The following is a 25,446-nucleotide window of genomic DNA, read 5'->3' on the forward strand; positions in this document are numbered from 1 at the left end:
GGATTCTATCTCTCATTTGGAAAATATTTAATCAGAAACCCGGAATTAAAAACCGTATTTCAATCCATTCCAAACGATAAATTTTTCCTCGAAACCGACACCATCGAAGAATCATTAGAAGAAGTTTATGCAGTAGCAGCAAACTATAAAAACATAGAAATTGAAGAAATGAAGTCCATCATAAAAACAAATTTCGACAAAGTTTTTCACCGCAATTTGTAAAACTAACAACAGACAACCAACAACGGATAACAGACAACCGATATGGCTAAATGGCAAGAACGAGCACAGCTCTTATTTAAAACAGAAGGATTAAACAAATTAAAAAACGCTAACGTATTAGTCGTAGGATTAGGAGGAGTCGGCTCTTTCGCCGCCGAATTCTTAGTCCGTGCCGGAGTAGGTAACATAACCATTGTCGACGGCGATGTAGTCGACATCACCAACATAAACCGTCAATTACCGGCCTTGCATTCAACAATAGGAATGCCCAAAGTAACAATCGTTGGCAATCGATTAATGGACATTAACCCCGAATTAAATTTAGTTCGCGTAGAAGAATTTTTATCTCCCGAAAGAGCAATGGAAATCGTTTCAGAAGAATTTGACTATGTCTTAGATTGCATTGACAGCATCACCCCAAAATTAAATTTAATAATTGCAGCCAAGCGAAAAAGAGTCAAAATAATCTCCAGCATGGGAGCAGGAGGAAAGATGGAAGCCTCAAAAGTAAAAGTAACCGACATCAGTAAATCTGAAAACTGTTTTTTAGCCAAAACAATGAAACGACGTTTAAAAGAAGTAAAAATTGACAAACTGAAAGTTGTTTTCTCCTCAGAAATCCAAGACGAATCAAGTTTAAAACTAACAGACGGAAATAATTTCAAAAAATCCTTTTACGGAACCAATAGTTGGATGCCCGGCCTTTTTGGTTTGCATGCGGCCGAAACAGTGGTGACTTATTTGTTGGAAAAAAAGGTGCTAAGGGACTAAGAAGCTAAGGCACTGAGTTTTTCTTATTGAAAAATCTAATTAAACTTTATAACTATAAAACCTTAGCACCTTAGCACCTTAGTACCTTAGCACCTCAGCACCTTATGAAACAAACAGTGATCTTCGACATGGATGGCGTAATTGTAGACACCGAACCGGTACATCATTTCGCCTATCAACAACATTTCAAACAACTAAACATCGATGTTTCTCCTGAAATGTATGCTTCGTTTACGGGCAATTCTACCAAAAATATTTACGAGCGTTTGAAAGGAATTTATAATTTGGAGGCCGACATTCAATCACTAGTGGAAACCAAACGCACTCTTTTTAACGACGCTTTCGATAGCAAGGAAGATTTGTATTTATTGGATGGAGTAGAAGATTTAATCAAAGAGTTGCATCAAAACGGAATGCAGTTGATTTTGGCTTCTTCTTCTGCAAATGTAACTATTCAACGTATTTTTAATCGTTTTGATTTAGATAAATACTTCAAACATAAAGTCTCTGGAGAAGATTTTCCGAAATCAAAACCGCATCCTGCTATTTTTCAACAAGCTGCTTTTATAGCAAAAACGCCTGTAGAAAATTGTATAGTGATTGAAGATAGTACGAATGGAATTATTGCCGCAAAAGCTGCAGGTATTTATTGTGTTGGATATGAAAGTGTGCACTCAAAACTCCAAGATTATTCGTTAGCTGATGAAGTGATCAGTCATTTTAATGAATTGAGTTTTGAAAAAATTCGTAGTTTAAAGTCATAAACTATTGAGCATTTCGGTCCGGTAACGTATGTTTTTCAATAATCCGAATGCCATCTTTTTTGACTTCTGTTTCTTTCCGCATCGACCAAAAGAAATCACTTGAAAACCGACGTGCCTCCTCAAGATTTACTATCGGAAATGGATAATCGGTTCCAATTTCAAAATCATATAGCATTTGTTCAATGGGAGTTAATTTCCAAGGTTCATGAATGAATTCAGTTGGAATTTTGGAAAGTTCAGGCATCCATTTTCTGATAAAAATTCCTTCCGGGTCGTGTTCATAAGAATTTTTTACCGGATTGTAAACGCGTAGGGTATTAATTCCGGTCACGCCTGCTTGCATTTGAATTTGCGGATAATGAATGCCAGGTTCAAAATCGAGAAATTGTTGAGCTAAATGCGGACTACAATTTTGCCAAGGTTGAAACAAATGATGGGTGTAAAATGAAACCACCAAAGCACGCATTCTGAAATTTAAATAGCCCGTGCTGTTCAAACACCGCATGCAAGCATCAACCAGCGGAACTCCGGTTTTACCCTCCATCCATGCTTGATGAAATTCGGGAATAATCGGTTGGTGCAATTGTCGGTAGCCTTTGTTTACCGAAATAAATTCCATGTGGCATTCCATTTCAAATTTTTGAATAAAATGGGCTTGCCACCGCAAACGGGAAGCAAAATTATCTATTTGACGCACATTTTTATTTTGGTCTCGATAGGTTAAAGCTAATTGACACACTTGACGCATCGATAAGTTTCCCCAAGCAATGTAAGGCGAAATCCTACTGCAACTGTGTCTCCCCAATTCCGGTTTGGAAATGTGTTTACTATAATTTACAACCCGTTCTTTTAAAAAGGAGTCCAAATACCTCAGACCGGTGGAGGTGCCACCTTTTTGAAAAGGTGTATTTTTGGAAGTAGTCAAATCAACTAATGTAAATTGTGCACCGATTGCATCAACTAGTTCTTCAGAAAGAAACGAATTTGATTTAGGATGAAAAGGGAAAGGTTCCAAATCCATAAATTCACACCAATCATCTTTCCAAGTCGCTCGGTTTGATAATCCTCGTTTGACTCCGTTGGTAATGTATTCGTTCCAAACGATTTTGTGCTTTTTGCAAAAAGCCATCACTGCTTTGTCGCGATTAAAAGTGAGCTGTATTCCTGTTTCTTGATGGGAATAAATGGTTGAAATAGGCTGCATTTGATTGATTTTTTCAAACGCGTCAACCACTTCACTCTCAAGTATTAAAATTTCCGTTTGATAGGGCTTTAATTGTTTTTGAAGTTCTTCCAACGACTGTTTGATAAAATCAAAATGCCGGTTACTATAATGGTGGTCATTAAGTAAAGAAGGTTCAAAAATATAGAGCAAAAGTGTTGGCCCATCAGCGGCTATCGCCCGAAAGAGAGGCTCGTTATCAAATAATCGCAAATCTCTTTTGAACCAAACAATTTTCATTTTTATATTCTTTTTGAAAATGAAGTTTTTTTATAAAACCACTAAGGTAATTAGTTTCATTAAGGGTGATTGACTTTGCGTGCTTTGCGTTTTTTCTTAGTGCTCTTTGCGGTTAAACCTGTATCTACTTAATTTAATAAAGCGGAGCGTCTTATTATTTTAATGGTTTAAATTTATCCAACCGCTTCCTTGTAAATCCGTAAACACCTTTCACGAGCTTCCTTATGGTCCACAATTGGTTGAGTATACGTTGAGGTTTCCACTTCGGGCACCCATTTTTTGATGTATTTCCAATCTTTGTCAAATTTTTTGATTTGCTCCGCTGGATTGAAAATTCGAAAATAAGGAGCCGCATCCACTCCGGAACCCGCTGCCCATTGCCAATTGCCCACATTACTTGCTTGTTCGTAATCAAACAATTTTTGAGCAAAATAGGTTTCGCCCCAACGCCAATCAATCAACAAATGTTTACACAAAAAACTCGCAACGACCATACGAACGCGGTTATGCATATGACCGGTAGCATTCAACTCTCGCATGCCGGCATCGACCATGGGATAACCTGTTTTACCCTCGCACCAATTTTTGAAATCAGTTTCATCGTTATTCCATTGAATCGCATCGTATTTTTCTTTAAAACTCTTTTGAATGGTATGTGGAAAATGCCACAATATTTGCATGAAAAACTCCCGCCAAATCAACTCGTTCCAAAAAGTTTCGTTTTTAGATTCAATTGCTTTGGCTACCATTTTTCTTATGGAGACGGCTCCAAATCGAAGGTAAGCACCTAACATCGAAGTGCCTTTTACTGCAGGAAAATTGCGGGTACCTTCGTAATTCGAAATTAAATGATCCGAGACATCGAAAGGTGGAACTTTAATTTTGGAAGCTTCAAATCCAATGTCGGACAAACTCAGAAAAGGGTAGGAGTGATTCGTAATTTTATCCAATTTATTTTCGGAAGGATAGTCTATCAAAGAAATGGTTTTAAACTTTTCTTTCCATTTTCGCGAGTACGGGGTATAAACCACATAGGGCAAACCATCGTCTTTCACCACCTCACTTTTTTCAAAAATTACTTGGTCTTTACTGGTTTTGAACTCGATAGAATGTTCTTTAAACAATTGATTCAGTTCCTTATCCCTTTTTCGGGCATACGGTTCGTAATCATGATTGGTATAAACCGCTGAAATACTATTTTCTGCCAGAATGTTTTTGAAAACTTCTAAAGGATTCCCATGAAATACCGCAAGTGATTTTCCTTGCAGGTTTAATTGCTTTTGTAAAGTCGATAGTAGTTCATGAATAAACGTTACCCGAGCGTCGTCTTTCGGCAATTGTGAAAGTATGGCTTCATCAAAAATAAAAATAGGCAATACTTCTTCCGTGCTGTTTAATGCATGATATAGTCCAACATTATCCTCTAAACGCAAATCTCTTCGAAACCAAAATATATTCATCCTTAAACACCTTAAACAATTTTAAACCAAAAGCGTCGACATTCCCCCATCAACATGAAAGATTTGCCCGGTAATCCAACTACTTTTATCACTCAATAAAAACTGAGCCATTTGAGCCAAATCTTCCGGTCTTCCAAATCGTTTCAGCGGATGACGTTCCGCCGATTTTTCTTTTTTAACATCATTGTTCAAAAATTTTTCAGCAAGCGGAGTGTCGGTCAACGAAGGAGCAATCACATTTACACGTATTTTCGGAGCATATTCTGCCGCAAACGCTTTTGCAAATCCCTCAATAGCTCCTTTGGATGCAGCAACACTCGTGTGAAATGGCATTCCCATACTGGCGGCAACACTACTGAAAAGCACAATGCTTGATTGTTCTGAAGCTATTAAATTAGGTAAAACCGATTGAATCACCTTCACTAAACTAATAAAGTTTAAATTTAAATCACTTTCAAACGTTTCCGGTTTGATTCCCTTAAAAGGTCTTAAATTAATACTCCCGGGGCAATAAACTAATCCGTCTAAAACGGCCGGTATTTTTGAAGTATCAAATTCATCCAAAGTGGCATCAAATGGAATATAGGTAATATTCAAATCACTGCTCAATTCATTCGTTCTGGCAGCAATAAAAATTTTACATTCATATTGTAATTCTTTTGCAATGGCTAGTCCTATTCCGTATGAGCCACCTATTAATAATATATTTTTCATATTAACCTTTATATTCTCCAAAGAGTTCAATTAATTTTTTTTGACGATAATTAAAGATTTCATTCAATTTTGGTTTAACTAAAATCGGATGAACAAGTTGACCTAAAATACCCATTGGAATTTTATAATCCACAATATCTTCCATTTCAACACCACCCGGAATTTCTTTCAAAAAATGTTTGTGATGCCAAAGCGAGTAAGGGCCAAAACGTTGTTCATCTACAAAATATTTTTTGTTTTGAACATGCGTTATCTCGGTCACCCATTTTGTTGGAATCCCCAATACCGGAGTAACAATATATTGTATAATTTGACCCGGAAACATTGGTTTATCCGCTCCTGATAAAATATTGAAACCCATATAATCAGGTGTAATGGTTTTTAAATTTTTAGGGCTGGAAAGAAAATCCCATGCTTCTTGTAATGAAATGGGGAGGTTTTGTTTAGTGTGTAACGTATATATTTTCATGCTATATTTTTCTGTAAAGGTACAATATTGTTTAATTTAAATAATAAAACATTAAACAAAATAATTTCGATTTATACTTTTCTTAACAGTTTGTGCCAAAATGAAACTGTAAATTTGATAAATTAACAAAACCTTTTAAAAGATGAAAAAAATAGTTTTAGCATTTACATTTTTTGTAGCAACAATGACAGTGGGAGCACAAGTGAAAACACCGGCTCCAAGTCCGAGAGCTAATTTTAAACAATCTGTCGGATTAACAGATATTGAAATCGATTATAGTCGTCCGAGTGCAAAAGGAAGAGCGGTATTCGGAAATTTAGTTCCTTTTGGGAAAATGTGGAGAACAGGTGCAAATAAAAATTCAATGATAACATTTGGAGATGATGTTGTGATTGATGGTAAAACAGTGAAACAAGGAAGATATGCCATTTTTGCATTACCAAAAGCTGATAATTGGGAAGTGGTATTTTATACAGATACTGAAAATTGGGGAACACCTGAAAACTGGGATGAAGCTAAAGTTGCTTTACGTACCAATGTAAAACCGGAAACCTTAACCAGAAATGTGGAAACGTTCACTATTTCCTTAAATAATATTGCAAATGATTTTGCTCATTTAGAAATTTCTTGGGAAAAAACATTAGTTGCCATTAAATTTGAAGTTCCAACAAGCAAATTAGCCATGGCAAGCATTGATAAAGTGTTAGCCGGACCAAGTGCGGGTGATTACTTTTCTTCTGCTCAATATTTTTTCCAATCAAATGGCGATATGACTAAAGCTTTGGAATATGTAAATAAAGCAGTTGCAATGACCGCTGAAAAAGGAACTCCATTTTGGTATAATCGTTTAAAATCTCAAATTCAAGCTAAATTAGGCGATAAAAAAGGAGCTATCGAAACGGCCAAAGCATCGTTAGAAGCTGCTGAAAAAGCGGGTAATGCAGATTACGTAAAAATGAACAAAGACAGTATTTCCGAGTGGAGTAAAAAATAATAGGGTTTTAATACTATAAATCCTATACTGAATTTTCAGTATAGGATTTTTTTATTTCCTTAAACTTAATTTAGTTTTTATTTTTCATACTAACCTGAATCAAAGCGGACAATCCTAATGTTAGTGCAGCACCAATCGCATTGAGCCATAAATAGCCTAAAAGTTCTTTACCTGAGGGATAAATATGAATGGTAAAATAGTATATGATAAAAATGATAAGTTGACTGAGAACTCCTCCATAAAAAATAGCATTGCCTTTAATAAATTTCACAAAAAAGGCAACTAAAAATATTCCTAAAATGGTTCCATAAAAAACAGAACCGATAATATTTACTAATTGAATTAAGTTTTCTACCAGGGTTCCAAAACAAGCAAATAAAATCGCGATAGCTCCCCACAAAAGTGTAAAAACTTTTGAGACCTGGACAAAATGCTTGTCGGACTTCTCACTTTTAAAATTCCGCTTATATATATCAATAGTCGTAGTTGAAGCCAACGCATTCAATTCAGAAGCCGTTGACGACATAGCTGCCGAGAGTATCACAGCAAGCAATAAACCAACAAGTCCCGTCGGCAGATACTGTAATATAAAATGGATAAAAACATAATCCTTGTCATTAGGTTCCTGCTTGATTTTTTTTATGATGCCTTGAGCTTCTTCCCGTAAGTTTTTTTCTTTCTCAGATAAAGCAATTATTCTTTTTCTCAGCACAGGATTATCAACATCAATATTTATTTGTTTGGCATACGTTAAGGTCACAATTTTTTTCTCCTCTTGAATCAAGGCTAATCGTTCTTCTAAATTTTTATAATCAGCAGCATAAATAGATTTTTCAACCGCAATTTGACTGGTTGGATTAAAATTTAGCGGCACTTTATTAAACTGAAAAAACACAAAAACCATTACTCCGGTCAACAAAATAAAAAATTGCATCGGAACTTTAAGAAAACCGTTAAAAATCAAACCAAGCTGACTTTCTCTCACAGTTTTTCCCGAAAGATAACGTTGCACTTGCGATTGATCTGTACCAAAATAGGAGAGAGCTAAAAATAATCCACCGGTAATTCCGCTCCAAAAAGTATAACGACTATTAGGATTGATTGAAAAATCCAGAATATTCATTTTATCATTAACACCGGCTATTTGAAGTGCATTGCCAAAAGAGATTTCTTTGGGCAAGTAGCTTAAAATTAAATAAAAAGCGATAAACATCCCTAACATAATGATAAACATTTGCTGTTTTTGCGTAACATTCACCGCTTTTGTACCGCCGGAAACCGTGTATATAATTACTAAAACACCAAGTATGAAATTAAGCCAATTTAAATTCCAACCCAAAATAGAAGACAAAATAATTGCCGGAGCATATATGGTAATTCCGGCAGCTAAACCTCTTTGAACTAAAAACAGTATAGCGGCTAAACTTCGGGTTTTTTGGTCAAATCTATTTTCTAAAAATTCATAAGCAGTATAAACATTGAGTTTATGATAAATAGGTATAAAAAAGATACAAATAAAAACCATCGCCAGCGGCAATCCGAAATAGAATTGAACAAAACCCATTCCGTCATGAAAAGCTTGTCCGGGTGTCGACAGGAAAGTAATGGCACTGGCTTGTGTTGCCATTACCGAAATACCAATCGTCCACCATTTACTCTCGTTATTCCCTAAAATATAATCTTTTACATCTTGGCTTCCTTTTGTTTTCCATGCTCCATACACCACTATAAATAGTAGAGAAAAAATGAGTATAAACCAATCAAGTGTTTGCATGAATTAAGAAAAGTATTTCATAAAAATATAAAACAGAATAATATAAAGAGCATTGGCTACAAGTACCCAAATATATATGCTCTTCAATGTTTTATTTTGTTCTTTTTTCATGGTTTTAATTTGATTTTGTACCAATAGAAATCATATTCGCAAACAACCGATATGCACCGGAAACGCCTGCCGGTAATTCCCTAAAGAAACTTAAACCGGTGTAAATATAAAAGCCTTTTCCATGTGAAGCAACTAATAATCCCCCATTTTTTGCTTCTTCTCCCTTGTCGTTAGATGACAAAAGAGGGGTAAAGGTTGCGTCCCATTCATCCGGATAATATAACCCTTGTTCTTGAACCCATCCTTCAAAATCTTTCGAAGTTATTTTATTAGGATAATTCAAAACCGGATGATTTGGTTCTAAAAATCGCATTTCTGCATCTTCTTCCGTAACCCTGTCTCTTGATAATTTCAATGGATAAGGGGCTAAGTCTTTAACGGTAAGTTTACCACTTGTATTATATTGAACAATCATCGTATGTCCTTCTTTAACAAAATCAAAAAGAAGTTGCTGTTTGAAAGCTAATTCATCTACCGTATTATAAGCTCTGATGCCCAAAACCACAACTTGAAAATTTTTAAGATTTTCTGAAGTAATTTCATCCGGTTTCAAAATAGTTACCGAATAACCCATTTGCGAAAGGTATTGTGGAACTTCATCTCCCGCTCCCATGATATAAGCTATTTTTTCTGAATTGGTTTTCAAATCCAGTTTTCTGAATTTTGCTTCTGAAGTTGAAAGTATTTGTTGTTGAGCAATGTGTTCATATTGAATGATGGTTTGCTCATATTTTTCTTTTTTTCCGTCAACCATTGCATAACTGGAAATAGTAATCTCACTGCTGTTTTTAGGCGGAGTTACTTCAAAATAAACCGTTGTTTCAGCATCTTTTCGGTTAAGTTGAAAAGGAATGGAAGCCGGTGAAACTTTCCAACCTGAATTTACCTCTAAATGAGCGGTTCCTGAAACATTTTCTTTTCCGGCTTTTATTTTTACACCAATGGTTTTACTTTTTTCTGAATTAAATATTTTTACTTTATCTAGAATTGAGGTAGTTGCAACCGGAACAATATCAAACGGTTTATAAACTTCCCCTTTAACTTCGTCGTTGAATTTATAAATAACTTCTTTTTCAAACGGAATAACGACGCCATTAATTTCAACTGAAAAAGTCACTGAAATAGTTCTGATAACATCAGGAATCCCAATTAGTTGTTGATTTGAAACCGCATACATTCCTACGGTTCCTTGTTCTTTTAACCAATAAGGAGAAGTATATTCCTGCGTAGAAGGAATTATTAATTCAATATCAGAAAAAATAGCTTTGTTAGGCTCTAATGCTGTTTCGTTAAAAACTATCGTTGAATTTGGAGTAGTAGTAATACTATTCAAAGTCATTTTTTGAGCACTTCTGTTTATGCTTTCCAATTTAACATTTAAAACACTTCCCGGCGTTGCACTTTGTGTTTCGGCAACGGCTTCTAAATATAGTCCGGCACATCCGGCAATAATTTTCTTCAGTTCATTTGATTTAATTTTCTTCCAATGTTCGTCTTTCAAGTTCTGAACCAGTTGATAGCTTTCAACTAATTTAGGAATACTGGCTGCTGGGTTTTTAAAATCAAACTCCTTTTCAACTTGAGCCAAAATCACCCCAATGGCATCTCCGCCTTGAACACGATTCCACGAAGTGTCAATCCCTTCAAAAACAGCATTTTTAGGCGTTGGGTTTTCACCCAGTATAAATTCTAAATATTCAACTTCTTCTCCGCGGGTTCCTGTACTGCCAAAACCCTGCGATTGATGCCTGCTTCTACTTAAAGCAGCAATCTCTTGATTTGATTTTCCTGATTCAGGATAAAAAACACCCATATCAAAATTAGTTAATTTGCTTTTGTCGGCCTTTTCAAATTTATCTCGACCTCCATAAAACCACCACGAAGTATTAAAATAAAGCCGTTTTGGTTGCCAAAGCGAAGTATATTTCAGTTGTTCTGGATACACATCAGCATCATTCACCTGATTAAACAGTTCAATTGACAATACCGCAGACGACGTGTGATGACCATGCGTAGTTCCGGGTGAACGATGATCAAATCGATTGATAATAACATCCGGTTTAAATTTCCGGATAATATAAATCATGTCTTCCAGAACTTGGTTTTTATTCCAAATGCGAAGTGTCTCATCCGGAATTTTAGAAAACCCAAAATCATTTGCTCGGGTAAAAAACTGTTCACCGCCATCAATTTTTCGGGCTTCAATTAGTTCTTGCGTACGAATAACTCCTAATAATTCACGTAATTCAGGACCAATCAAATTTTGACCTCCATCACCTCTGGTTAACGACAAATAACCCGTTCGGGCATGAACGTGATTAGACATATACGAAATCAACCGGGTGTTTTCATCATCAGGATGTGCGGCAATATAAAGCACAGAACCTAAAAAATTCAGTTTTTCAAGTTGATGATAAATTTCAACGGCCGAAGGTTTTGAAGGTTGTTGAGCATGTATAGCCGAAAGCCATATGAAGAAAAAAAGGAGGAAGGTATAGCAATTTTTAACCATTGATTTTTGCTTTCTGTAAAAACCAAATATACTAAATTACCTATGTTCGAGGGCTAATTTAGAATTTCTTTAACAGTAAATAAAACAGTCTAAGTAGATTAACTCCATTCAGACTACCTTACTTAATTTAAAACTCAATTCTAGTATAGGTAAAACTACTATTTTTCTCTTTGTCTAGTTTAATTTTCATGTCTTTTGCCTTAAAAATAGGCGGATATTCTTTTCTGTGTTGTTCAATAAATTCTTGCGGAGTGTCGTTATCCATTAATCCGTTTATAATTTCATAGCGTTTATTGAATAAACTATAGCCTCTATAATTTGCCGGAATGTTAGATTCAGTAACCCATTCGCCTTTACGTTTAAAAATATACATCGTAAGCCTCTAATTTCGGAAAATAATAATACCGTGTCGAATCTAAAGAAACTTTCGATTGTTTTATTAAATCTTTTTGAGACTCTATGATATACGTTTGACTTGTTGCAATAGTTCCTATAATAAGGAACAAAAAAAGGGTTAAGTAATTGACAGTTTTCATTTTATTCTAATTTTAAAAAAATTAATCAAAAACGAACTGTGGTATTCTTTGCAGTTATCAGTATGGGTAAAACTTGAGATAAATTTACAAAATTATAACCAATTGTTCTATTAATATTGTTCCATTAATTTTAGAAAACACCTAACAATGGGATAAATTTTAGTTTAAAGTGTCGTTATTCATAAAAAACAGTACGCGGTTTATTAATCTCAAAATCTAAATAACCAAAGTCACGCGTATTAAAATTATTTGTTCTGAATATATTCCTTCCCTCATTTGGAATTTTAGGATAAAAAGCAATCGAAAATTGAAACGTACTAAAAACTAAATAATCATTCGAAAGCAAAATTCCAAGACCAATTTTAGAAAAACCTTCACTCTTCTTAAAACCATTTTCAGAATCACCAATAAACGCTAACGTATAATTAAAAAACGGATTAAACCGAAATCCGGCTAGTTCCCAAGGGGAGTAAGATTGTGTTTGAAAAGAAAAAATCATCTTTTTAGTTCCAATCAGTTTAGCATCATTAAATCCTGTAATACCATTCGCTTCATTAATCGACAATTGGTCTCCTTTAATGTCTACTCGATGGCCTCCAAAAACCATATTGCTTTTAAAAAACTGCCTGATTTTCCATTTCCCCGGTTCAAAAAGTCGTGTGAAATAATATAATTCTGCTAAAAAAGCACTTTGTTCATTTTTACCGTCGTTAAAAAAAGTACCATATTCATAGTTCGTACTAAAATAGCCCCATTTAAAATAATCACCTAAGGTCGCTCGGGCACCAACGTAAAAGCGAGTATTATCATTTTTGTCTTGAATCCCCGCAGTGATTCCGTAATATTTTCCAATTGGAACATCTTCCGTAATATTATAATTAAAAATGTATTCATCCTTAACATATTTTCGAGATGAAACGCCAATTCCCGCAAGCCAAAACGCCTCATTTGAATAAAATGCATACGGATCAAAATCTTCCGAAATCCTTCGTTCATAATTTCGTTTATAGTAACGCAAGGTTGCAATCAAATTGGTCGTTCTTTCCGTTTCACTGTTTCCCTTTAATATCGGTGTAGATTGTCCGCCCCAAGTATCAATAGTTCCATACTTGAACGTTTGTAGCTCGTAATTGCTATTACTATCAATCAAACTGTCCTTCAACAAACGGTTTTCCAACAGAATTCCACCGGCCCATCTAGTTAACGGAGAAAAGAATTTTCGCTCTATTTCTATATATTTACTATAATCTTTATTAACATCTATTTGATAATTAAGTGTCGTTTGAATGTAAGTGTTCTTTATATTCGGAATAATATAGCGGGTAGAAAAAGCCCTTCGTTTATCATCTAATTCATGTGTGTATTTGTTGTCCCATGAATGTCCGCTTCCAAGAAAGTTACGTTCCAAAAGTTCATAACTGGCTTTTTTTGTTGTAGCACTAGGAGTAGGAATCAAACTCCAAGAATCTAAAACAGTAATTTTAACATCAACACTATCAGCAGATGATCCGGGTACATTTTCAGTATAAATGGTTACCCTTCTAACAAAACGCTGACTTCTAATTAATCGTTCGGTTTCCTTCACTTTCAAACTGTCAAAAGGTTCATTCTCTTCAATCAGTAAGATATTGCGAATTGTAAACTTTTTAGTTTTGATGTGAACGGCATTTCCTGCTTTCGAAGCAAAATGACGAGGAGTCTTGGTAAAGTCAGAATCAGAAAACCCAAAAGGATCAAGCGTTTGAATCGATATTTTTCGAATGATTTTACCTTCAAATTGCGAATAGTTAGAAATAATTTGAGTCGTTTTTATTCTGGATTGTGTAACCGATGTCGATTTGAAAATCAAACGATGCAAACTAGTTGTAAATTTGCTTTTCTTCGCTATTTTTTCAATTTTTTGATAACCAATTAAAGTTGAGTCGGTTGCTGCTTTTTTTTCTTGCGAATAAGAAGTAAAAAAACAAGAAAACACAGTGATCAAAAGAATAATTCTTGTCGACATAAAACGATAACGCCAGTTTTACAAAATTAGCATCAAGATAAGATACGCTTTTTTAATCGAAAAACTCTTTTTCTTCCACAGTATTTTTAATCACCGATATTCCTTTCTGTAAAAGTAAACTATTTGGATAGGTGATCAATTCGCCATCCTTTGTTTTTAAATAGGTATGAAAACCACGAATATCATCAATCTCGCCTTCAATGGGAAAATCTTTATCATGTATTTTGATAGTATCTCCAATTTTAAAAGGAGCTGAAAAGAATATAATAATCCCGGAGGTAACATTACTCAAAATAGACCATTGTGCAAACATGGCCACCCCAATCACGGCAAACAAGGAAGATATAACCAAAATAACATCTTGCGATTTAACTCCCCAAATCACAAACAAAGCAATTATGGCAATAGTTCCAATCAATAAATTGAAATACTTGATAACCAAATTGGTTCGGTGTTCTAACGTTTCACTCATTCGGGCAAAACGTCTAACTATTTTAGCAATTAAAAAGCGTAAAATTATTGAAACTAAAAGAACAACTCCCGTTGCAATTTCCTCTTTAATATAAAGTTTTAAAAATTCCATATTTACTAAACTAAAAATGAATTTAATTTCTCATAAACAGCATGCATTGGCATGCCAACAACATTGGTGTATGAACCTTCAATCTTACTGATTCCAACATAGCCAATCCATTCCTGAATAGCATAACTGCCGGCTTTATCAAAGGGTTTATAATGATCTAAATAATAACGAATTTCTTCTGCCGAAAGTGTTTGAAAAGTAACTTTTGTCACTTCAAAAAAGGTTTCGGTTTTATCTACTGTTTTAAAACAAACTGATGTAATCACTTCATGCGTAGCATTCGACAACGATTGTAACATTCGAAACGCATCTTCATAATCTTTTGGTTTTCCCAAACATTGGTTTTGATGCCAAACAATGGTATCGCTCGTAATTAAAATATCGTTTGCTTTGAGTTCACCTTCAAAGGCATTCGCTTTTAATTGGGCTAAAAAATTCGTAATCTCGTCTGCTTTCAAATGCTCCGGATAGAGTTCCTCAATTTCTTTCAATCGAATTTCAAAGTCTAAATCCAAATCCTTAAAAAACTGTTGCCTTCTGGGCGAACCCGAGGCTAAAATCAAATGAAATTCTTTTAATTTTTCGTTAAGCATTTAGTTTGATATTATAGTTAATAACAACAATTGACAAAATTCCAAAGAATAATATCCATTTTAAAAGTAAACTCAAATGACGAAAATCGGAAGTGGATTTCGCAGTCCAACTTTTTATTAAACAATACAAGAGGGGAGATAAAACTAAAAAAAGCAAGAACAAAACAGCGAAATACAAATCATTAAACATTAAATAACTGTTCACATACCAAAAAACAATCCCAATTGGAACTAAAAGCAACCCAAAAATAACCTTTGAAGTTCGTCCAACTCCCAAAAGGATAGGTAAAGTTTGCATACCTTGGTTATAATCTCCTTTAAAATCTTCTGCATCTTTCACTATTTCACGAATGAAATTAATTAAAAAGGCAAAAAAGGCATAATCGGTTAAAATGCCAAACAACATTCGCATTTGATCCTGATTGCCTTTATGCGTCGCAGGATATAAATCAAAAACACCAATAATTAAAACACTCAAGCCTAAAACAAAGGCAACCATTAAATTACCTAATAGCAAAACTTTTTTCAAAGTTGTGGCATAAAAGTATAAACAAGCCGCTATAAAAATAAAAATAGTCGCAAAACTTGGTTTTTCAATTACATTCGACAAATAAAAACCAATACTTACACCAAGGATGTTTAATGCAACATAAATGTTATAAGCTTTTGATTCTGTAATCAATTTGCCTACAATTTGAGAATTTGGTCTATTGATTGAATCCGTTTCCTGATCAAAAATATCGTTAATAACATAACCGGCTGCTGCAATCAAAACTGTGGATAAAACTAACAAAAGATATTGCCAATCGGCTAAAGCCAAATAACAATTTTGCTGATTCAAAAATCCGTATCGAAAAACTAGCTGCATCATTGCAAGCATCAATAGATTTTGATAACGGATAAGTTTTAGGTATTTCATTTTTTAATTTTTGGTAAAAGCTAAACTATAAACTAACGACTAAAAACTTTCCCTAATCGTGTTTCCCATTGTAATACAAATGCCATTTTCCCTGCACTTTCATCACTTGTTCAATAACGTCCCGAACGGCTCCTTTTCCTCCGTTTTTGTGAGAGATGTAGTTAGAAATTGCTTTTATTTCCGGGCTAGAATCTTGAGGACACGTTGGTAAACCAACCAATTGCATCACATGATAATCTGGAATATCATCACCCATATACAAAACTTGCTCCGGTTTGATGTTATAAATTTCACAGTATTCTTTAAAAGTTTCCACTTTATCCGGTGAGCCTAAATAAATATCGGTAATTCCTAAATTCCTTAATCGAATACGAACACCTTCATTGTTTCCACCGGAAATAATACAAACGTTATAACCACTTTCTAGGGCTGCTTTCATTGCAAATCCATCGCGAATATTCATCACCCTCAGCATTTCGCCCTTTGGGGTTATGTGAACAGAACTATCCGTTAAAACGCCATCAACATCTAAAATAAAGGTGGTGATGTCATTCATTATTTCTTTATAGCTTTTTGCCATGGTCAATGATTGATTTTGTTATGAGTTTATAAATTTCTTTCTGATTGTCATCAGACAAAAACGCTAAATGCGCATTTATAGATTGTGTATCGTTTCTTTTAGCCGGCCCGGTTTGAGCTTCAGCAGGAGTCAAAGTACAAATCTTATTTGCCGTTTCTTGAATCAAAGGCTGCAAAATCGAAAAGGGCAGTTGATTCTCAACACAAATCGAACTTCCTATTTCATACAAATGATTTACAAAGTTGCAAACAAAAACCGCGGCAACATGTAACGCTTTCCGTTGTTCAGAGGAAATAGGGTAGGATATAGTGGATATACTTTTAGCTAATCGCTCTAAAATCAAAAAATCGGTTTCATTTTCACTTTCTAAACAAATCGGTATTTCTTTAAAATTAACCGCTTTATTTTTAGTAAAAGTTTGTAGAGGATAAAAAACACCTCGTCTGTTTTTGTGGTCTAAAATTTCTAAAGACATACTGCCGGAAGTATGCACCACTAAGCTGTTTTCAAAAGGTATTTTCGAGGAAACCTCCGCAATGGCATTATCAGAAACAGCAATTACGTAAACATCGGCTTGTTTCAAACTTGAAAAATCAGCTGTTATTTTTTTATTCGGAAGTAAATGAGCAACCTCCTCTTTTTTTCTTGAAAATACCTGAACTAACTCAACATCATCACTTTGTAAAAGAGCAGCGATGAGATGCTGGGCTACATTTCCTGAACCAATTAATACTACTGAAATCATAGAGCAAAAATAATAAAAATATATGGCTAATTTAGAAATTAAAACAGACCTTAAATTTGACTTAAAAAATAAAATAAAACAGATAGTAGTCTGACTTTTATAAGTATTTTTGTGATTTCAAAATTATCTCAATCAATTATGGATAAGAAATTATATTCCTTTCTTTTTTCAACCCGCTTAATGGCTTCTTTGTTTATAATTTTCGCAGCAACCATGGCAGCCGGAACTTTTATCGAAAGCTATTACGATACCGATACTGCCCGAATTTGGATTTATAATGCGTGGTGGTTTGAAGTAATCATGGTTTTCTTTGTCATCAACTTTTTCGGAAATATCAAACGCTATCAACTTTGGAAAAAAGAAAAATGGGCAACTTTGTTAATTCACTTGTCATTCATTTTCATTTTAGTTGGAGCATTCATTACCCGTTACATCAGTTTTGAAGGCATCATGCCAATTCGGGAAGGAGCCACAGAAAACCGCTTTTTCTCAGACAAAAATTACCTTACCGTTTTAACGGATGGTGATTATAAAGGGGAGCCAAAAAGAAAAACTATTGAAAAACCTTTAATACTATCGCAAGCTGCCAATAATAATTTTTCAATTACGGATGATTTTGATTCAAAACCCTATTCGGTAACGTATAAAAATTACATTATGAACGCTACCGAAATCATCAAACCCGATGAAAATGGAGAAACCTTTTTAAAGTTGGTAGAATCCAGCGATGGAACCCGTCATGAACATTATTTAAAATCAGGAGAAGTTCAAAGTTTGCATGGCATTTTGTTTGCTTTCAACAAAGCAACGGATGGAGCCATTAATATTCTTCAAGAAGGCGATTCCTATTTCATCAAATCAACTTTTGGAGGAGATTTTATGCGAATGGCTGATCAATTAAAAGGGTTGGTTTTGAAAGATTCTCTTCAACCGTTGATGTTTCGTTCCCTTTATAACATAGCAGGAGCACAGTTTGTGCTTCCCGAAGCACCAATTAAAGGAAAAATGGCTTGGGAATCTAACAATGATTGGAAAGATAAACAAACCGATGATGTTTTGATTGTAGAAGTCGAAGCCAATGGAAAAAAAGAAGAAGTTACCTTAGTCGGTTCAAAAGGAAAAATGAGCATACCACAAAATGTTAAGTTAGGAGATTTAGATTTCACCTTAATTTTTGGCAGCAAAGTATATGAATTACCCTTTAGTATCAAACTCAACGATTTTATTGGAAAGCGTTATCCGGGAACCATGAACAGTTTTTCAGCTTTCGAAAGTTTAGTTACCGTAATTGATGGTAGTAAAAAAGAAGATGCTCATATTTTTATGAATAATATTTTAGACTATAAAGGTTACCGTTTTTTTCAAGCTTCTTTTGACCAAGATGAAAAAGGAACCGTTCTTTCTGTAAACCACGATTTCTGGGGAACTTGGATAACTTACATAGGTTATTTTCTATTATACCTGGCAATGATGGCTATTTTGTTTGATAAAAACACTCGTTTCTCAGATATCAAACGCAAACTGGAAAACGTAAAAAAGAAAAAAGCAGCTTTACTTTCCATTGCATTTTTCTTTTTCATGAGTGTTGGTTTTGCACAGGAACATAATCACCAACGTCCTTCCTTGGCTGAAGTAGAAAAATTCATTGATGCAAACATTGTCAACGTAGAACATGCCGCTAAATTCGGACGATTAGTGATTCAGGATGATGGTGGGCGTATGAAACCTGTCAACACTTTTTCCTCTGAATTGTTACGAAAAGTAAGTAAAAGTGACCATTATAGAGACTACAATTCTGATCAGGTATTTTTATCCATGTCACAAACACCGAATGCTTGGTTTGAAGTGCCATTAGTTTATATCAAACGAGGAAACGACAGCATTCGCAAAATATTAAACGTTGACAAAGAGGCTAAATTAGTTCCATTCATCAGTTTTTTTGATGAAAAAGGCAACTACAAGTTAACACCTTATTTAGATGAAGCTTATAAAGCGGTCATTCCTAATCAATTTCAAAAAGATTTTATCGAAACCGATAAAAAGGTCGTTATTTTAAATTCCGCTTTATCCGGAAGCATTTTACGCATTTTCCCCGTGCCGAATGATGAAAATAACAAATGGATTTCTTACCTCGAATTAGAACAATACCAAGATACCGAACTGAAAAACCTTAAAAACATTCTTCCGGCCTATATGCAAACGTTGGTGGAAGCAACGGAAAAGAATGATTATAACTTCGCCAATGAAATTGTTGGTGGATTAGAGAAATTCCAAATAAAATACGGAAGCAAAGTTCGTCCAACCGATAAAAGAATTGATGCAGAAATACTTTATAACAAATATGACATTTTCAAACGGTTGTATTATTTATATATGTTAGCCGGTGTTTTAATGTTGATTTTCACGGTCATTCAAATTTTCAATTCATCAAAATGGGTGAATTACACCGTAAATATATTCCATGTTTTTATTGGGTTATTGTTTGCTTTACACACACTAGGTTTAATTACTCGTTGGTATATTTCCGGTCATGCTCCTTGGAGTGATGCCTACGAAAGTATGATTTATGTAGGCTGGGCAACCATGTTCTTTGGTTTAGCGTTTGACAGAAAATCGAAACTTACCGTTGCTTCTGCAGCTTTTGTCGCCTCCATGATTTTAATGATTGCTCATTGGAACTGGATGGATCCGGCCATTGCTAATTTACAGCCGGTTTTAAATTCCTATTGGTTAATGATTCATGTGGCCGTTATTGTGGCTAGCTATGGACCATTCACTTTGGGAATGATTTTAGGGATTGTTTCCCTGTTATTGATTCTTTTAACCAACGACAAAAACAAAGAACGAATGAACCTGAACATTCAGGAAATCACTTATATCAACGAAATGGCGTTAACCATCGGTTTAGTTATGCTCACCATCGGTAACTTTTTAGGAGGTCAATGGGCCAATGAAAGTTGGGGTCGTTATTGGGGTTGGGATCCAAAAGAAACATGGGCTTTAATCAGTATCATGGTCTATGCCTTTGTCATTCATGCTCGTTTCGTATCTGCTTTACGAGGCAAATGGGTCTTCAATTTAATGAGCATTTTTGCATTCTATTCTATTTTAATGACCTATTTCGGAGTGAATTTCTACCTCACCGGTTTACATTCCTATGCCAGTGGTGATAAAGTAGTTACACCAACATTTGTTTACGTATCTCTATTTTTATTGTCTTTGTTAGGCGTATTGTCTTTTATCAAGTACAAGAAATATTATAAAAAATAGTCTTTATTTTAAAACCAAATTATGATTTGTTTAGGTCGGCTATCATCAAAAAATTTGTAAATTTGAAATAAAAAGAAACACATGAAAACGAATTTTATAGTATTAGTAACTTTTGCGATGCTAATGAGTTGTCAAAACCAAGCTCAAAACAAAAAAGAAACAGCAAACGTAACCTCAGAAAATGTTATGAAACAATCCATCTACACTTTTAAAGTGCAAGACATAGAAGGGAAAGAATTTGATTTTGCTTCCTTGAAAGGTAAAAAAATCATGGTGGTAAACACTGCTTCCAAATGCGGATTAACTCCTCAATACAAAGATTTACAGGCATTATATGTAGAATATAAAGACAAAGGATTAGTGATTATTGGTTTTCCAGCCAATGATTTCATGAAACAAGAACCGGGATCGAATGAAGAAATCGGTGCTTTTTGTCAAAAGAACTATGGTGTTACTTTTCCAATGATGAGTAAAATAACAGTGAAAGGTAATGAAATGCATCCCATTTATCAATTTCTGACTCAAAAAGCTAAAAACGGTTTAGAAGACAGTGAGGTCGAATGGAATTTTCAAAAATACCTTCTAAACGAAAAGGGCGAATTAGAAAAAGTAATGAGCCCAAGAACAAACCCGAATGATAAGGAAATTTTAGAGTGGTTGGCGAGTTAATTTTCGCTCCTCTTTTTAAAGCTTAGTACATAGGAACACAGATTTAAGAAATCAAATAAATTTTTAAAATTTTTCTAATTTCTTAAGTCTGTGTTCTAAATTTTATTTTAAAATTCGTTGCATAAAAACAGAATCTAACCAGCGGTTAAATTTATACCCTGATTCTTTGATAACGCCAACTTTTTTAAACCCATATTTTTCGTGAAAAAGAATACTTCCGGTATTCTCTGCATCAATCACACCAATCATTGTATGTATTTTATGTCCTTTTGCATGAGCAATTAAATATTTCAATAATTTTCCGCCTACACCTTTTCCTTTAAATTTCTCCGATACATAAACGGAATGTTCAACGGTAAATTGATAGGCTTCCCGATAACGAAATTCGCCATACAAGCTAAAACCAGCAACTTCGCCTTTTATTTCAGCCACAAACACAGGAAAGTTTTTGGCCACTTTTTCAGCTAAAAGGGAACTTTGTTTTTCTAATGTTCGCGGTGAATAATCATAGAGTGAAGTTGAATTTAAAATGTTATCATTCACAATAGCTAAAATAGCAGGAACATCGTTTTCGGTATAAGGTCTGATGGTTATCTCCATTTTGTTGAAAAGTTGTTCAAAGATAACAAAACTTTAAAGTTTTAAAAGACTGTTTTTACTATCTAAAGTATAAATTTGTGTAACCTAAATTATAACAGATTACCTACGGCACAAAATTTTTTAATGTAAAGAATGATTTATCCTAAAATACCGCTTGCTCAAAGCATCATCGAAATTTGCCATGCCAAAGGTATTCAGCATATTGTCATTGCACCGGGTTCCAGAAATGCTCCTTTAACGATTGGCTTCACAGCAAATCCCTATTTCACTTGTTACAGCTTGGCCGACGAGCGTTGTGCTGCTTTTTTTGCTTTAGGAATTGCTCAACAAGTCAAAAAACCTGTTGTCGTAATTTGTACTTCCGGTTCTGCCGTTCTTAATTTTTATCCGGCGGTGGCCGAAGCTTTTTATAGTCAGATTCCCCTTGTCATTATTTCTGCGGATAGACCAAAGGAAAAAGTTGATATTGGAGATGGTCAAACCATTCGTCAGGAAAATGTGTTGGCCAATCATACCCATTTCAATGCCAATTTAACCGAAGAAGCATCGGAAGAAAACGACCTTAAAATCAACGAAGCTTTTAACAAAGCCTTTTCTAAATTAGGGCCAACCCACATAAACGCTCCTTTCGAAGAACCATTATACGAAACCATGGACATGTCTTCCGTAGATACCATGATTTCTACTTTTGGGAAAGTAAACCGCAATATTCCGTTCGACGACATCATTGCTTCAACTAACATTTGGAATACCGCCCGAAAAAAGTTAATTCTCGTAGGAACACTCGACCCAAATGAATTAGACCATGCAATCATCAATCATCTGGCAAACGACCCCTCGGTGATTGTCATGACGGAAGCTACCTCTAATCTGCATCATGAATCTTTTTTAAACCATATCGATGCAATCATCACCCCTTTTAACGAGGAAGAAGTACTGGCGTTTCAACCTGAAATCGTCTTGACTTTTGGAGGAATGATTGTATCCAAACGAATCAAAAGTCTCTTGCGGGATTATCCACCCGATAATCATTGGCATGTAGATCGACTACGGGCTTATGATACCTTTGGTAGTTTAACCTTTCATTTTGAGGCAAATCCAAACGATTTTTTCCTTCAGTTTCTACCATATACAAAGTATATTGATAGTAATTACAGTCAGTTTGGATTGCATATTCAACAAAGTCGAAAAGTAAAACACGACCTATACTTAGCGGAAATTTCGTTTTGTGATTTCAAAGCTTTTGAAATAATCAATAATCATTTACCGGAAAATTGTCAATTGCAGGTAGGCAACAGTTCCTCCATTCGCTACATCCAGTTATTTGATTTAAAACACGCAATAGAAGTATTTTGCAATCGCGGAACCAGCGGAATTGACGGAAGCACATCCACTGCTATCGGTGCTGCTGTGGCCAATAAAAAAGACACCGTTTTAATAACGGGCGATGTAAGTTTCTTTTACGATAGCAATGCCTTATGGAACAACTACATTCCTAAAAACTTCAAAATCATTGTCATCAACAATGGAGGAGGAGGTATTTTCCGCATCTTACCCGGTCATCAGGAAAATGAAATGTTCCATACGTATTTTGAAACAGCACATTGCTTAACAGCCGAATCGTTAGCGAACATGTATCGTTTTCAATACAGAAAAGCAAGTGATAAAGAGTCATTGGAAAAAGAACTCAACTTCTTTTTTGAAACAACAGAACACCCGCAAATCTTAGAAGTTTTTACACCAACTTACGAGAACGACGGCTTGTTAAAGAACTATTTTAAAGCACTTAAATAATTTTTTTTCTTTTTGTTTTTCAACGCTATGATTTTCTATCATAAAGCGATGCATCTCAAACTATTGCTGAAACCTTTGTCCCTATATAATACCTCTACAAATTAGGACACTTGATTAACCCTTAATCCTCCTTAATGAACAAAAAGAGCGAAGCAACTTAATACCTTAATGTCAAAAAAAGAGTTTAGCCTTACTTTCAATCCGCTAAAATCCTTTTATTGCAAGGCGATATCCTTAAAAAATCAGCATAAATTTGTTTAATCCTTTTCATCCGTGTTCAATTCCACCTAACTGATTTGCGTCTCCGCGTCGCTACGAGAAAAGAAGAAAAACACCTATTTTCCCCCAAAAAAGCTCCAAAAAAGCTAAACAAAAAAATGTATATTTGTCCAAATATTTTCCGCTATGATGACCAAACAAACCGAAACGCAACTGGAACAGTATTTCACCCCATTCCGAGACCACATCATCGGTATCAACCAAGTGTTTCAATCGCCTTTTGGCCAAAAGAAAATCATCTACACCGACTGGACAGCCAGCGGCAGGCTATATCGCCCAATTGAAGAAAAACTCATCAATCAATTCGGTCCCTTCGTGGCCAATACGCACACCGAGACCACCATCTCCGGAACGGCTATGACGATGGCATATCATCAAGCTCGCCAAATCATCAAAAGCCATGTGAACGCGGCTAACACCGATGTGCTCATCACCGACGGCACCGGAATGACCGGCGTGGTGAATAAGTTCCAACGCATACTCGGCCTCCGAATTCCTGAAAACCTCAAAGAATTTACCACCATACCTGAGGCGTTAAAACCCATTGTGTTCATTTCGCACATGGAGCACCATTCCAACCAAACCTCTTGGCTGGAAACCATTGCCGATGTGGAAGTAATCCCTGCCAACGAGCAAGGACTTTTTTGTATTGACAACCTCAAAACATTACTCGAAAAATATAAAGACCGCGTGTTTAAAATCGCCTCCATCACGTCGTGTTCAAACGTAACGGGGATTAAAACACCCTATCACGAGGTGGCGAAACTCATGCACCAAAACAATGGCGTTTGCTTTGTTGATTTCGCTTGTTCAGGGCCTTATGTGCAAATAAACATGCACCCCGAAGATACGGAGAGCTACCTGGATGCCATTTTCTTCTCGCCCCATAAATTCCTTGGCGGACCCGGCACTTGCGGCGTGTTGATTTTTAATCAAAACCTCTATAAAAACAATGTCCCTGATTGTCCCGGCGGCGGGACCGTATCTTGGACCAATCCGTGGGGAGAGCACAAATACATTGACAACATTGAAGACCGTGAAGACGGAGGCACACCCGGATTTCTTCAAGTAATTAAAACCGCGTTAGCCATTCAATTGAAAGAACAAATGGGGGTGAACAACATCCTGAACCGCGAACACGAAATCGTAGAACTTGTTTTTGAACAACTGGGCAACATTGAGAACATCAACATCCTTGCGGGTGATCACCAAGATAGGCTAGGGGTAATTTCCTTTTATATCGACGAGTTGCATTATAACTTGGGCGTAAAAATGCTCAACGATCGCTTTGGGATTCAAACCCGTGGCGGATGCAGTTGTGCAGGAACCTACGGGCATTATCTATTGCACGTTGACCAAGAAACGTCAAATGATTTGGTATGTCAAATTGCTTCAGGCGACCTGATTAAGAAACCTGGCTGGATAAGAATGTCGATTCATCCAACGACCACGACTGAAGAAGTGTTATTCGTTTGTAAAAGCATCAAACAAGTAGCCGAAAACCAAAAAACATGGAGCAATGATTATCTCTATGATGCAAAAACAAACAATTTCCGCCATAAAGACGATGCGTTACCCGAAAAAGAAATGGTAAGGAATTGGTTTCTCTAAAGAATAGCT

23 protein-coding genes are annotated in these 25,446 nt (G+C 35.3%); 8 read left to right on the forward strand and 15 right to left on the reverse strand.

Going from position 1 to position 25,446, the window contains the following annotated elements:
- From ACIQ2Z_RS07670 to ACIQ2Z_RS07680, 3 genes are all read left to right on the forward strand, one after another.
- Positions 1-222, forward strand: a 222-nt coding sequence (locus ACIQ2Z_RS07670; protein WP_396183559.1) for a TatD family hydrolase, incomplete at its 5' end; no start/stop codon positions are given.
- A gap of 42 nt (positions 223-264) precedes the next feature.
- Positions 265-993 carry a ThiF family adenylyltransferase gene (locus ACIQ2Z_RS07675; protein WP_396183560.1) on the forward strand — a complete coding sequence of 243 codons (729 nt, stop codon included), beginning with the start codon at positions 265-267 and terminating at the stop codon, positions 991-993.
- Positions 994-1,097: 104 nt separating this feature from the next.
- Positions 1,098-1,757 (forward strand): HAD family hydrolase, encoded by a 660-nt coding sequence (locus ACIQ2Z_RS07680; protein ID WP_396183561.1) that lies wholly within the window; start codon positions 1,098-1,100, stop codon positions 1,755-1,757.
- A gap of 1 nt (position 1,758) precedes the next feature.
- Here ACIQ2Z_RS07680 and ACIQ2Z_RS07685 read toward each other — a convergent pair whose 3' ends face one another.
- From ACIQ2Z_RS07685 to ACIQ2Z_RS07700, 4 genes are all read right to left on the reverse strand, one after another.
- Positions 1,759-3,219 (reverse strand): deoxyribodipyrimidine photo-lyase/cryptochrome family protein, encoded by a 1,461-nt coding sequence (locus tag ACIQ2Z_RS07685; protein ID WP_396183562.1) that lies wholly within the window; start codon positions 3,217-3,219, stop codon positions 1,759-1,761.
- A gap of 173 nt (positions 3,220-3,392) precedes the next feature.
- Complete coding sequence (locus ACIQ2Z_RS07690) at positions 3,393-4,679, reverse strand: cryptochrome/photolyase family protein (RefSeq protein WP_396183563.1); 1,287 nt, start codon at positions 4,677-4,679, stop codon at positions 3,393-3,395.
- Between the two features lie 21 nt (positions 4,680-4,700).
- Positions 4,701-5,393, reverse strand: coding sequence for an SDR family NAD(P)-dependent oxidoreductase (locus tag ACIQ2Z_RS07695; protein WP_396183564.1), 693 nt, complete (start codon positions 5,391-5,393; stop codon positions 4,701-4,703).
- A gap of 1 nt (position 5,394) precedes the next feature.
- The gene (locus ACIQ2Z_RS07700) at positions 5,395-5,862 is read right to left on the reverse strand and encodes a cell division inhibitor (RefSeq protein WP_396183565.1); all 468 of its coding nucleotides are present in this window, start codon (positions 5,860-5,862) and stop codon (positions 5,395-5,397) included.
- Between the two features lie 142 nt (positions 5,863-6,004).
- Between ACIQ2Z_RS07700 and ACIQ2Z_RS07705 the strand changes: the two genes are divergently transcribed.
- On the forward strand, positions 6,005-6,856 hold the full coding sequence (locus ACIQ2Z_RS07705; RefSeq protein ID WP_396183566.1) for a DUF2911 domain-containing protein: 852 nt from the start codon (positions 6,005-6,007) through the stop codon (positions 6,854-6,856).
- Positions 6,857-6,926: 70 nt separating this feature from the next.
- On the opposite strand, the gene ACIQ2Z_RS07710 is transcribed toward ACIQ2Z_RS07705, so the two are convergent.
- The 10 genes from ACIQ2Z_RS07710 to ACIQ2Z_RS07755 form a co-directional block, all read right to left on the reverse strand.
- Positions 6,927-8,630, reverse strand: coding sequence for a sodium:solute symporter (locus ACIQ2Z_RS07710; protein WP_396183567.1), 1,704 nt, complete (start codon positions 8,628-8,630; stop codon positions 6,927-6,929).
- A gap of 115 nt (positions 8,631-8,745) precedes the next feature.
- The gene (locus ACIQ2Z_RS07715) at positions 8,746-11,253 is read right to left on the reverse strand and encodes a PIG-L family deacetylase (protein ID WP_396183568.1); all 2,508 of its coding nucleotides are present in this window, start codon (positions 11,251-11,253) and stop codon (positions 8,746-8,748) included.
- A gap of 127 nt (positions 11,254-11,380) precedes the next feature.
- The gene (locus ACIQ2Z_RS07720) at positions 11,381-11,626 is read right to left on the reverse strand and encodes a hypothetical protein (protein WP_396183569.1); all 246 of its coding nucleotides are present in this window, start codon (positions 11,624-11,626) and stop codon (positions 11,381-11,383) included.
- Positions 11,613-11,789 (reverse strand): hypothetical protein, encoded by a 177-nt coding sequence (locus tag ACIQ2Z_RS07725; RefSeq protein ID WP_396183570.1) that lies wholly within the window; start codon positions 11,787-11,789, stop codon positions 11,613-11,615. Before ACIQ2Z_RS07725 ends, ACIQ2Z_RS07720 begins: the two co-directional genes overlap by 14 nt.
- A gap of 175 nt (positions 11,790-11,964) precedes the next feature.
- Positions 11,965-13,794: a hypothetical protein gene (locus ACIQ2Z_RS07730; RefSeq protein WP_396183571.1), complete on the reverse strand. Its 1,830-nt coding sequence runs from the start codon at positions 13,792-13,794 to the stop codon at positions 11,965-11,967.
- Between the two features lie 52 nt (positions 13,795-13,846).
- Entirely contained in the window at positions 13,847-14,377 is a 531-nt protein-coding gene (locus tag ACIQ2Z_RS07735; RefSeq protein ID WP_396183572.1) for a mechanosensitive ion channel family protein, read from the reverse strand.
- 5 nt (positions 14,378-14,382) lie between these two features.
- Positions 14,383-14,970: a Maf-like protein gene (locus tag ACIQ2Z_RS07740; protein ID WP_396183573.1), complete on the reverse strand. Its 588-nt coding sequence runs from the start codon at positions 14,968-14,970 to the stop codon at positions 14,383-14,385.
- On the reverse strand, positions 14,963-15,889 hold the full coding sequence (locus tag ACIQ2Z_RS07745; RefSeq protein ID WP_396183574.1) for a geranylgeranylglycerol-phosphate geranylgeranyltransferase: 927 nt from the start codon (positions 15,887-15,889) through the stop codon (positions 14,963-14,965). Before ACIQ2Z_RS07745 ends, ACIQ2Z_RS07740 begins: the two co-directional genes overlap by 8 nt.
- A 52-nt stretch (positions 15,890-15,941) precedes the next feature.
- Complete coding sequence (locus ACIQ2Z_RS07750; protein WP_396183575.1) at positions 15,942-16,469, reverse strand: KdsC family phosphatase; 528 nt, start codon at positions 16,467-16,469, stop codon at positions 15,942-15,944.
- Positions 16,453-17,214 carry a Rossmann-like and DUF2520 domain-containing protein gene (locus ACIQ2Z_RS07755; protein ID WP_396183576.1) on the reverse strand — a complete coding sequence of 254 codons (762 nt, stop codon included), beginning with the start codon at positions 17,212-17,214 and terminating at the stop codon, positions 16,453-16,455. Before ACIQ2Z_RS07755 ends, ACIQ2Z_RS07750 begins: the two co-directional genes overlap by 17 nt.
- Before the next feature lie 138 nt (positions 17,215-17,352).
- Between ACIQ2Z_RS07755 and ccsA the strand changes: the two genes are divergently transcribed.
- Positions 17,353-20,484, forward strand: coding sequence for a cytochrome c biogenesis protein CcsA (gene ccsA, locus ACIQ2Z_RS07760; RefSeq protein ID WP_396183577.1), 3,132 nt, complete (start codon positions 17,353-17,355; stop codon positions 20,482-20,484).
- Between the two features lie 81 nt (positions 20,485-20,565).
- Positions 20,566-21,153 carry a glutathione peroxidase gene (locus tag ACIQ2Z_RS07765; RefSeq protein WP_396183578.1) on the forward strand — a complete coding sequence of 196 codons (588 nt, stop codon included), beginning with the start codon at positions 20,566-20,568 and terminating at the stop codon, positions 21,151-21,153.
- Positions 21,154-21,255: 102 nt separating this feature from the next.
- Here ACIQ2Z_RS07765 and ACIQ2Z_RS07770 read toward each other — a convergent pair whose 3' ends face one another.
- On the reverse strand, positions 21,256-21,753 hold the full coding sequence (locus tag ACIQ2Z_RS07770) for a GNAT family N-acetyltransferase (RefSeq protein WP_396183579.1): 498 nt from the start codon (positions 21,751-21,753) through the stop codon (positions 21,256-21,258).
- A 132-nt stretch (positions 21,754-21,885) separates the two neighbouring features.
- Here ACIQ2Z_RS07770 and menD point away from each other — a divergent pair, with 132 nt between their 5' ends.
- Together menD and ACIQ2Z_RS07780 are read left to right on the forward strand one after the other, a co-directional pair.
- The gene (gene menD, locus ACIQ2Z_RS07775; protein WP_396183580.1) at positions 21,886-23,547 is read left to right on the forward strand and encodes a 2-succinyl-5-enolpyruvyl-6-hydroxy-3-cyclohexene-1-carboxylic-acid synthase; all 1,662 of its coding nucleotides are present in this window, start codon (positions 21,886-21,888) and stop codon (positions 23,545-23,547) included.
- A 405-nt stretch (positions 23,548-23,952) separates the two neighbouring features.
- Positions 23,953-25,437 (forward strand): aminotransferase class V-fold PLP-dependent enzyme, encoded by a 1,485-nt coding sequence (locus ACIQ2Z_RS07780; RefSeq protein ID WP_396183581.1) that lies wholly within the window; start codon positions 23,953-23,955, stop codon positions 25,435-25,437.
- The last annotated feature ends 9 nt before the right edge of the window (positions 25,438-25,446 follow it).

Source organism: Flavobacterium sp. (genome assembly GCF_044361015.1).
Lineage (GTDB): Bacteria > Bacteroidota > Bacteroidia > Flavobacteriales > Flavobacteriaceae > Flavobacterium.